This is a genomic window from Aminobacter sp. J44 (genome assembly GCF_007829415.1).
Taxonomy (GTDB): domain Bacteria; phylum Pseudomonadota; class Alphaproteobacteria; order Rhizobiales; family Rhizobiaceae; genus Aerobium.
On record NZ_VLJG01000033.1, the window covers coordinates 21,359 to 29,765 of the forward strand.

Genomic DNA, 8,407 nt, shown 5'->3' on the forward strand with positions numbered 1-8,407 from the left:
GATACGCAGGATCGCCGTCCGGTCGAAGCCGGCCTGCTGCACGAGGAATTCCAGAAGGGTCGGCGGCAGCGGCTTCTGGTGCGTCGGATCGATATAGAAGGTCCAGGTCCCGACCGAGATGTTTTCCGGATTGGGAGTCTCGAGGATGAGAAGCCCTCCGTCCCCGAGGACGCGGTGACACTCGTTGAGGAGGTCCAGCAGCGTTTCGATGGGCAGATGCTCGGCAAGGTGGAAGGCCGTGACGACGGACGCGCTGGCCGCTTCCTGCCGCCGCATGAACGCGATGGCGTCGTCGATCTCGACGGAGAAGCCCCGGTCGAGCGCGGCTTGCGCCATGCCGGCATTGAGATCGACGCCGACCGGCTCGAACCCCGCCTCCGAGACGACCTCGAGCCACTCGCCGCGGCCGCAGCCGAGATCGACGGCGCGACGCCCCCCTCCGACATCGGCCGGCAATTGCTGCAGCAGCGGCAGATAGACGCGCAGCCGTTCCTTGATGAGGTCCGGGGATCCGCGGAACTTGTCTTCGAACGCACGGTACAATGTATCGAACGATTGCGTCATTCGAGGATTCCGAAGCTGAGATCCAGCCGGCTCGTTCCGACGAACAGGGGATACGACGTGTTCACCACCTCGAAGACCGCGAGATTGTCGATCCAGTCCATATTGCTGTCCAGATGGACCGCCTGGGAATGAAGCGCAAGGGACAATCCGTAGGATCCCTGTCCCAGATCGCAGGCGAACCGGATCTCGAACCGGATGCGCCTGCCTTTTTCGAGATTCTGCAATGTCTGGCCGGTATGCCAGGTGTTGGTTCCGAAGACCACATGTCCGGTGCGGTCCCTCAGCATGCAGCCGAGGACGAGCTCGGGCACGTCCTCGTGCACGTCCACGTCGATCGCGACCAGAAGGTTCTGGCCGCTCTGGACGACCTGGACCTCGGTTCCGTCATGCGCGTCCAGCAATGCCACCGACCCGATCCGGCACGCGCCGTTCCCGCTGCGGCTGTAGCTCCAGCCGTCCTTGTCGCGCCTCTGCTCGACGGTCAGCTTCTCGTTCTCGCGGGCGGCGATCAGGGCGTTGTAGTAGTCCACGACCTGGTCTGGCTCGCCGTCCATCAGCACGCGGCCCTTGTCGAGCAGGATCACCCGGTCGCACAGCGCGCGCACGTCGCCCATGCCGTGGGAGACCAGCAGGATCGAGCTTCCCTCCTCCTTGAAGCGGCGGATGCGGTCGAAGGACTTGTGCTGGAAATAGCTGTCGCCGACGGCCAGCACCTCGTCGACGATGAGGATGTCGGGGCGTTCCGCCGTCACCAGCGCGAAGGCGAGCCGGGCCTGCATGCCGCTCGAATAGACCCGGAGCGGCTGGTCGAAGAATTCGCCGATCTCGGCGAACGCCTCGATCTCGGGCATCAGCTCCGCGAGCCTCTTCTGCGACAGCCCCATCAGGCCGCCGGCGAAGACGACGTTCTGCCTGCCGGTGAACTCGGGATTGAAGCCGAGACCCAGTTCGAGGATCGCGTTGATCGAGCCGCAGACGCCGACCGTGCCGCGCGTCGGCCGCACCGTGCCGGTGATCAGCTTGAGGAGCGTGCTCTTGCCGGCGCCGTTCTGGCCGATGATGGCGACGGCCTGTCCGCGGCCGACGGCGAAGGACAGATCCCGGACCGGCCAGAACTCCGCCTCCGGCTTCACCCCGGCCCCGAACCAGTTCGCGAAGCGCTCGATGTTCGACCGATAGGTCGCGTAGCGCTTCGACAGCCCCTCGACGGTCAGCACCGGTTCCATCTCAGAGCGCATCCACCAGCTCCGGGCTCGCGCGCCGGAAGAGAGCGAAGGCGAACACCACCGCCGCCGCCGCAAGCAGGGCCGGCACGGCCAGCGCCTCGGGCTGCGGCCAGCGGTCGTAGAGGAGCGCGTCCTGATAGATGCCCACCAGCGGCGCCATCGGGTTCATCTCGACAAGCCAGCGGAAGCTCTCGGGCACGATGCCCGGCGGATAGACGATCGGGGTGAGCCAGAACCACAGCTGCAGCACGATGGCCACCACCTGGCCGATGTCGCGGACGAAGACGTTCAGCACCCCGAGGATGATGCCGAGGCCGAAGGCGAAGGCCGAGATCAGCACGATGCCAAGCGGAACGGCCAGGATCGACCAGCCCGGGAAATGCCCGAAGAACAGGAAGACGACGAGGATCGCCGCAACGAGCAGCACATGGCCGGTCAGCGCGCTGCCCCAGACGATCACCGGCAGGCACAGCCTCGGGAAGGAAATCTTCTTCATCACCGAAGCCTGTTCGATGAAGATGGTGGTACTGCGGCCGAGAATCTCGCTGAACAGGGTCCACGCGGCAAGCCCCGACAGAAGATAGATCGGATAGGCCGCATCGACATCGGTGTCGGGCAGCCGGGCGCGCAGCACCTGCGACAGCACGATAGAGAAAATGAGCGCCTGCGCCAGCGGGTTGAGCAGGAACCACAGCCCGCCGAGGCGCGAGCGGGCGAAGCGGCCCTTCATCTCGGCGCGGATGGAGGCCAAGATGAAATAGCGGTAGCGCCACAGGTTGCGCAGCATCAGCGCGCCCTCCGCATGGCGCCGGCGAGGCGGTGTCGGTGGCTCCGGCGCGGGCTCATGGCTCGTTCATCCAGTAGGCGAGAACGTCGCCCAGCGTCTCTTCGAGCGGGATCGACGGGCTCCAGCCCAGCTGCCGGCGCGCCCGCTCCGCGTCGCCCCACGTTCTCGGGATATCGGCCGGCCGCACCCGCGCCGGATCGACCTCGACCGCGACGTCGACGCCGGCAAGGGCGATCAGCGTGTCCAGCATGTGCCGCAGGCTCGCCGGCCTGCCGGTGGCGAGGTTGAAGACCAGCCCCGGCTGCCGCGGGAGGCCGCCCAATGCCGCGACCGCATAGGCCCGCACGACATCGCGCACGTCGAGGAAGTCGCGCTCGACGTCGAGATTGCCCACCCGCACCACGGGGTCGGCGCGGCCCGCGGCGATGCGCGCCACCTGCCGGGCGAAGGACGGAACGACATAGGCGTCGGACTGCCCCGGCCCGGTATGGTTGAAGGGGCGGAAGCGCACGGCGTTCAGCCCGCCATAGGCCATCTGGCCGATCATGACGTCGGCCGCCGCCTTCGTCGCCGCATAGACGTTCATCGGCTGGAGCGCCGTGGTCTCGGGCAGCGGGCGCTCAGTGTCGATGAACGACGCGCCATAGGCGTCGGAGCTGCCGGCATAGACGAAGCGCGCATCCGGCGCATGCTGCAGGACGGCCGTCGCGAGGTTGCGCGTCCCGGTCAGGTTCACATCCCATGCCCGCCCGGGCGCGCTCGCGGCCTCGGCCGGAGCCGCCACGGCCGCCAGATGCACCACGGCGGTCGGCCGGGCGTCGCGGACCAGCCGGTCGACGGCGTCGGCATCGCAGATGTCGATGCCGGGCGCCTCGCCCAGGCCAGGCGCGACGATCCCGCAGCCGCGCCCCTCATCGCTCTCGAGACGGTCAATGAGGAACGAGCCGACGAAACCGGTGCCGCCTGTGATCAGGATGCGGTGTTCGGATCGTGCCGCCAAGCGCCCTTCTCCCTTAGCCCCTTCCGCTCCGCGACGCGTAGCGTTCGAGGTCGGCATCGACCATCTCGCGGATCATCTCCTCGAGCGAGATCTCGGCCTGCCAGCCGAGCTTTTCCCGCGCCTTGGCCGGATTGCCGAGCAGCACGTCGACCTCGGCCGGACGGAACAACTCCGGATCGATCACGAGATGGTCATCCATATCGAGGCCGGCATGGGCGAAGGCGATGGCGCACATGTCGCGCACCGTGGTGGTGCGGCCCGTGGCGATGACATAGTCCTCCGGCGTGTCCTGCTGCAGCATCAGCCACATGGCGCGCACATAGTCCTTCGAGTGCCCCCAATCGCGCTTGGCATCGATGTTGCCCAGCCTGAGCTCGCTGGCAAGTCCGGTCTTGATGCGCGCCACCCCGTCGGTGACCTTGCGCGTGACGAACTCGATGCCGCGCAGCGGCGATTCATGGTTGAACAGGATGCCGCTCGAAGCGTGCATGCCGAAGCTCTCGCGGTAGTTGACGGTGATCCAGTGGCCGTAGAGCTTGGCGACCGCATAGGGCGAGCGCGGGTAGAAGGGCGTCGCCTCGGACTGCTCCGGCTCCTGGATCAGGCCGTACATCTCGGACGAGGATGCCTGATAGAAGCGGGCTTCCGGGTGTTCGAGGCGCAACGCCTCGAGGATGTTGGTGACGCCGAGGGCGGTCACCTCGCCAGTCAGGATCGGCTGCTGCCAGGACGACTTCACGAAGGACTGGGCGGCAAGGTTGTAGACCTCGTCGGGCTTGACCTCGCGAACCGTCCGGATCAGCCCGGACAGATCGCGCAAATTGCCGTCGACGAGATGCACGTCGTCCTCGATCCCCAGCCATTTCAGGCGCGCCGTATTGACGTCGGCCGTGCTCGACCGCCGGACGAGCCCGTGAACGTCATATCCATTCGAGAGCAGGAGCTGCGCCAGATATGCGCCGTCCTGTCCGGTGATGCCCGTAATCAGTGCCGTCTTTGCCATAACCTTCGGTATCCCGATGCTTCGTTGCGCGCCCGTACTCGTGGACGCGCGTCCTCGCTCTCTGACTTCGATTTCAGCAGGTCACGACCTGCCGTAGACGTCATCGAAACGGATGATGTCGTCCTCGCCCAGATATTCGCCGCTCTGGACCTCTATCAGGATCAGCGGGAGTATGCCAGGATTCTCGAGGCGGTGCCGATGTCCGCTTGGAATGTATGTCGACTCGTTGGCAGATAGGAGAATTTCCTGGTCACTGTTCGTAACCTTGGCCGTTCCGCTAACGACGACCCAGTGCTCAGAGCGATGATGGTGCGCCTGCAAGCTGAGACGTCCGCCGGGCTTCACTTCGATGCGCTTGATCTTGAAGCGATTGCCTTCCTCCAGCACCGTATAAGTGCCCCAAGGGCGATGCACTGTTCGGTGGAATCGCGCAACGTCGTGGTTTGTATCCTTCAGGCGGTTGTAAAGGTGCCTGACATTTTGGGCCTTGTCGCGTCCGGCGACCAGTAGAGCATCCGGCGTATCCACGATGAGGAGATCCGAAACGCCAACCAAGCCGACGACCCGGCTGCGTGCATCGACGAAGCAATTTTCTGCTTCTTCGAAGATGACGTCTCCGAGCATACGGTTACCGCGCTCGTCGGGTTCTACCAATTCTACCACGGCTGACCATGAGCCGATATCCGACCAGCCACAATCGACGCTGACGCAGTCGATATTATCCGCCTTTTCCATAACCGCGTAGTCGATCGAGATCGCCGGCGTTCGCAGCAGCGGCTCTCGCGCGACGTTTACCGTCTCATCGGAACCCGACATTTCCGCCGCACCAGTTTCCAGAGCCTCCCGTGCGCCAGCAAGCACTTCGGGACAGTGCCGCGTCATGGCGTGCAGCATCGCATCGGCACGGAAGCAAAACATGCCCGAGTTCCAGCGGTGGCGACCGCCGGCAAGATAGGCTGCCGCAGTCTCCGTATCGGGCTTCTCGACGAACCTCACCACCTTCTCGCCATCGACCTCGATATAGCCGAAGCCGGTTTCGGGACGGTCGGGCTCTATGCCGAACGTGACGATTCTTCCTTGCTCTGCTAACGCGACAGCCCGCTTCACGGCCTGCGCGAAAGCATTTTCGTCGCGGATCAGATGGTCCGATGGCAGGATCAGCAGCACCGCCCCCTCCCCATAGGCCCGGGCGGCATGGAGTACGGAAAGCGCAATCGCCGCAGCCGTGTCGCGGCCCACGGGCTCGAGAAGGAAGGTGTTCGCTACAGCGGACGCATCCGCAGCCCGATAGGCGTCGTTCGTGAGAAACAGGAAATCGCGATTGGTCACGGTGACGATGCGCTCGACGCCATCCAGCCGCACCGCGCGGGCATAAGTCCTGCCGATCAGCGTGCTACCATCAGGCATCTCCACGAACGGTTTTGGACAAGCATCACGGGAAAGAGGCCACAGCCTCGACCCCGCGCCACCACTAATGATGACCGGCATGAAAGACATGAAAACTATTATTCCCTGTGTTACCTATGAATCCATTTTCATGAATCGCGATACGATTTCATCTCATCCTCTGCCGCTTCGACATCTCAATTCCGGATACCCCAATAGCGTAGCGCAGCTGGAAAATGAAGAGATATCTTCATCCGTGTCAATTTCCGGACTGCCATTGCGGATGTGGCTTATTAACGGCTTTCCCTTCACATAGGACCTTCGGGCTGGACCGCGTCCGGTGTGCTGCCGCCGAAGGCTGAGTGTGGGGCGGCACCGATTGTACAACACGACGACAGAACGCCCACGGAATCGCGGAGCACGAGCTCCTTTACCCGTGGCATCCTCGGGCCGAATGTCTGGTTCACCTCCATGAGGTGGTCGAGAAGGCTGGTAGAGAAGTTTTCCGTTGAAGCCTCTCTGGTCGGGCATCCGATCGGTAGCTGGAGGTTCCAGCCTGGATGTTCGATCGGGCTGCCAGTGCCGCCTGGCAGGTTGGCGCGGCTCGCCATGTCGATATTGCTGCGCTGCGCGCCCTAGCGACGCTGGCGCAGGATACAACGCCCGCTTCAGGTCCCCATCACAAATAGGAGATTCGGGCACAACATTGAGCTCTCACGAGGCGCATCGGGGAGATGTGCCGCGCCAGCTAACCACAGATCAGTTCGATCTGTTCTCCAATCACCACGATGTAGAGACACCGCAATGGCAGGCACTGCCCGCCGAGACCCGCCGGACATTGACGAAGCTTTGGTCCGCCTGATCCTCGACCACGCCGACGTGACCTCCCTCGGGAACGAGAGGAAGTGCGTCATAATGTCTGAGAAGATCAGGCCGCACCATCTGGAGCGCAACGCAATCCTGGATGTTCGGCAATCCTCGGCCCATCAGGTTCTCCACAATCGCGAGAGCAGCGCCTTGTAATATGCGATGCGCGAACGTCTGACGGCGCTGGGCTGGTCTCGCATCGAAACGGTCGATGAAGATCTCGGTCGCTCGGCGGTCGGCGGCGTCACACGTGCCGGATTCGACCGGATGGTAGCCGAAGTCTGCCTCGGCAAGGTCGATGCGGTCGCGGCGCGGGAAGTCTCGCGCTACGCCCGCAACAGTCGTTATCGGCAGCAACTCATGTGTTGCGTCATCGATACCCTGCTGATCGATCAGGAGACGGTCTATGCGCCGCGTCAGGGTAATGACCGTAACCGCCCGGTTGTTACCACCTGCCCGATATCGTCGTGATGACCTATGACACGTGTTTAACGACGTCGTTTGCGACGTATCTTGGGCGAGGTTTGCGATGCGTGTCGAAATTCTTGGTGCGGAACGGCGGCGTCGATGGGGCGATGAACCGCCCCGGAAACTCCGGAGGCTGTTTGGTTTAAGTTATGCGGCCATGGCCGGTTGTTCCAGTGCGGCGTAGAAGTTTGCCTCAGCTTCTGCTGGTGGGATGTTTCCGATGGGTTCGAGGAGGCGTCGGTGATTGAACCAGTCAACCCATTCGAGAGTGGCGAACTCAACGGATTCGATGTTTCGCCAGGGTCCGCGCCGGTGGATCACCTCGGCCTTGTAGAGTCCGTTGATACTCTCGGCCAAGGCGTTGTCGTAACTGTCCCCGACGCTGCCCACTGACGGTTCGATCCCGGCCTCGGCCAGGCGCTCGGTGTAGCGAATGCTGACGTATTGCGACCCGCGATCCGAATGATGAACCAGACCGCCGCGATGGACGGGACGGCGGTCGTGGATGGCCTGCTCGAGGGCGTCAAGCACGAAGCTGGCATGGGCGGTGCGACTGACCCGCCAGCCCACGATATAGCGAGCGTAGACGTCGATCACGAAGGCTACATAGGCGAACCCAGCCCACGTCGCCACATAGGTAAAATCGGAGACCCAGAGCCTGTTGGGCGCCGGAGCATGGAACTGGCGGTTAACGTGATCGAGCGGGCAAGGAGCGGCCTTGTCGCTGATCGTGGTGCGCACTGGCTTGCCCCGAATGACACCCTGCAGGCCGAGTTCCCGCATCAGTCTTTGCACCGTGCATCGCGCAACATCGAACCCTTCCCGCTGCATCTGTCGCCAAACCTTCCTGACGCCATAGACCGAGAAGTTCTCGGCAAAGACCCGCATGACCTCAGGCTTGAGGGCTTCATCGCGCTGGGCACGGCCCGACAGCCGCGAGGGATCCCGGCGTTGGACGACATGCTCATGATAGGTGGATGGGGCGATCGGCAGAACCCTGCAGATCGGCTCGMCCCCATAAGCATCCCGGTGCTCATCAATGAAGGCGATCATCGCTTGAACAGGCGGTCGAGCTCCGCCTGGGCGAAATATGCGGAGGCTTTGCG

Annotated in this window: 6 protein-coding genes, 2 pseudogenes and 1 other annotated feature; of the genes and pseudogenes, 1 reads left to right on the forward strand and 7 read right to left on the reverse strand. The window is 63.6% G+C overall.

From position 1 onward, the window contains the following. Nucleotides 1-81 precede the first annotated feature (81 nt). From L610_RS20880 to L610_RS12950, 6 genes and pseudogenes are all read right to left on the reverse strand, one after another. Nucleotides 82-564, reverse strand: a pseudogene (locus L610_RS20880) (class I SAM-dependent methyltransferase); the annotation flags it as partial. Then, nucleotides 561-1,802, reverse strand: coding sequence for an ABC transporter ATP-binding protein (locus tag L610_RS12930; RefSeq protein WP_246659009.1), 1,242 nt, complete (start codon nucleotides 1,800-1,802; stop codon nucleotides 561-563). The gene L610_RS12930 and the pseudogene L610_RS20880, both read right to left, overlap by 4 nt. Beyond that, nucleotides 1,792-2,577 carry an ABC transporter permease gene (locus L610_RS12935; RefSeq protein ID WP_144705540.1) on the reverse strand — a complete coding sequence of 262 codons (786 nt, stop codon included), beginning with the start codon at nucleotides 2,575-2,577 and terminating at the stop codon, nucleotides 1,792-1,794. The genes L610_RS12930 and L610_RS12935 overlap by 11 nt, the downstream gene beginning before the upstream one ends. Nucleotides 2,578-2,632: 55 nt before the next feature. Further along, nucleotides 2,633-3,577 carry a GDP-mannose 4,6-dehydratase gene (locus L610_RS12940; RefSeq protein WP_246659010.1) on the reverse strand — a complete coding sequence of 315 codons (945 nt, stop codon included), beginning with the start codon at nucleotides 3,575-3,577 and terminating at the stop codon, nucleotides 2,633-2,635. Between the two features lie 13 nt (nucleotides 3,578-3,590). Next, the gene (gene gmd / locus L610_RS12945) at nucleotides 3,591-4,580 is read right to left on the reverse strand and encodes a GDP-mannose 4,6-dehydratase (protein ID WP_144705544.1); all 990 of its coding nucleotides are present in this window, start codon (nucleotides 4,578-4,580) and stop codon (nucleotides 3,591-3,593) included. Between the two features lie 81 nt (nucleotides 4,581-4,661). After that, complete coding sequence (locus L610_RS12950; protein ID WP_144705546.1) at nucleotides 4,662-6,077, reverse strand: mannose-1-phosphate guanylyltransferase/mannose-6-phosphate isomerase; 1,416 nt, start codon at nucleotides 6,075-6,077, stop codon at nucleotides 4,662-4,664. Between the two features lie 918 nt (nucleotides 6,078-6,995). Between L610_RS12950 and L610_RS12955 the strand changes: the two genes are divergently transcribed. Further along, the gene (locus L610_RS12955) at nucleotides 6,996-7,304 is read left to right on the forward strand and encodes a recombinase family protein (RefSeq protein ID WP_246659011.1); all 309 of its coding nucleotides are present in this window, start codon (nucleotides 6,996-6,998) and stop codon (nucleotides 7,302-7,304) included. Nucleotides 7,305-7,448: 144 nt separating this feature from the next. Here L610_RS12955 and L610_RS12960 read toward each other — a convergent pair. Continuing rightward, nucleotides 7,449-8,407, reverse strand: a pseudogene (locus L610_RS12960) (IS3 family transposase); the annotation flags it as partial. Further along, nucleotides 8,280-8,396: a sequence feature (AL1L pseudoknot), on the reverse strand. Its footprint overlaps the pseudogene before it by 117 nt.

Bases quoted from the DNA above. Each gene is read 5' to 3' on its own strand.
- L610_RS12930 (WP_246659009.1), bottom strand. From the start codon at position 1,802: ATGCGCTCTGAGATGGAACCGGTGCTGACCGTCGAGGGGCTGTCGAAG.
- L610_RS12935 (WP_144705540.1), bottom strand. From the start codon at position 2,577: ATGCTGCGCAACCTGTGGCGCTACCGCTATTTCATCTTGGCCTCCATC.
- gmd (WP_144705544.1), bottom strand. From the start codon at position 4,580: ATGGCAAAGACGGCACTGATTACGGGCATCACCGGACAGGACGGCGCA.
- L610_RS12950 (WP_144705546.1), bottom strand. From the start codon at position 6,077: ATGTCTTTCATGCCGGTCATCATTAGTGGTGGCGCGGGGTCGAGGCTG.
- L610_RS12955 (WP_246659011.1), top strand. From the start codon at position 6,996: ATGCGCGAACGTCTGACGGCGCTGGGCTGGTCTCGCATCGAAACGGTC.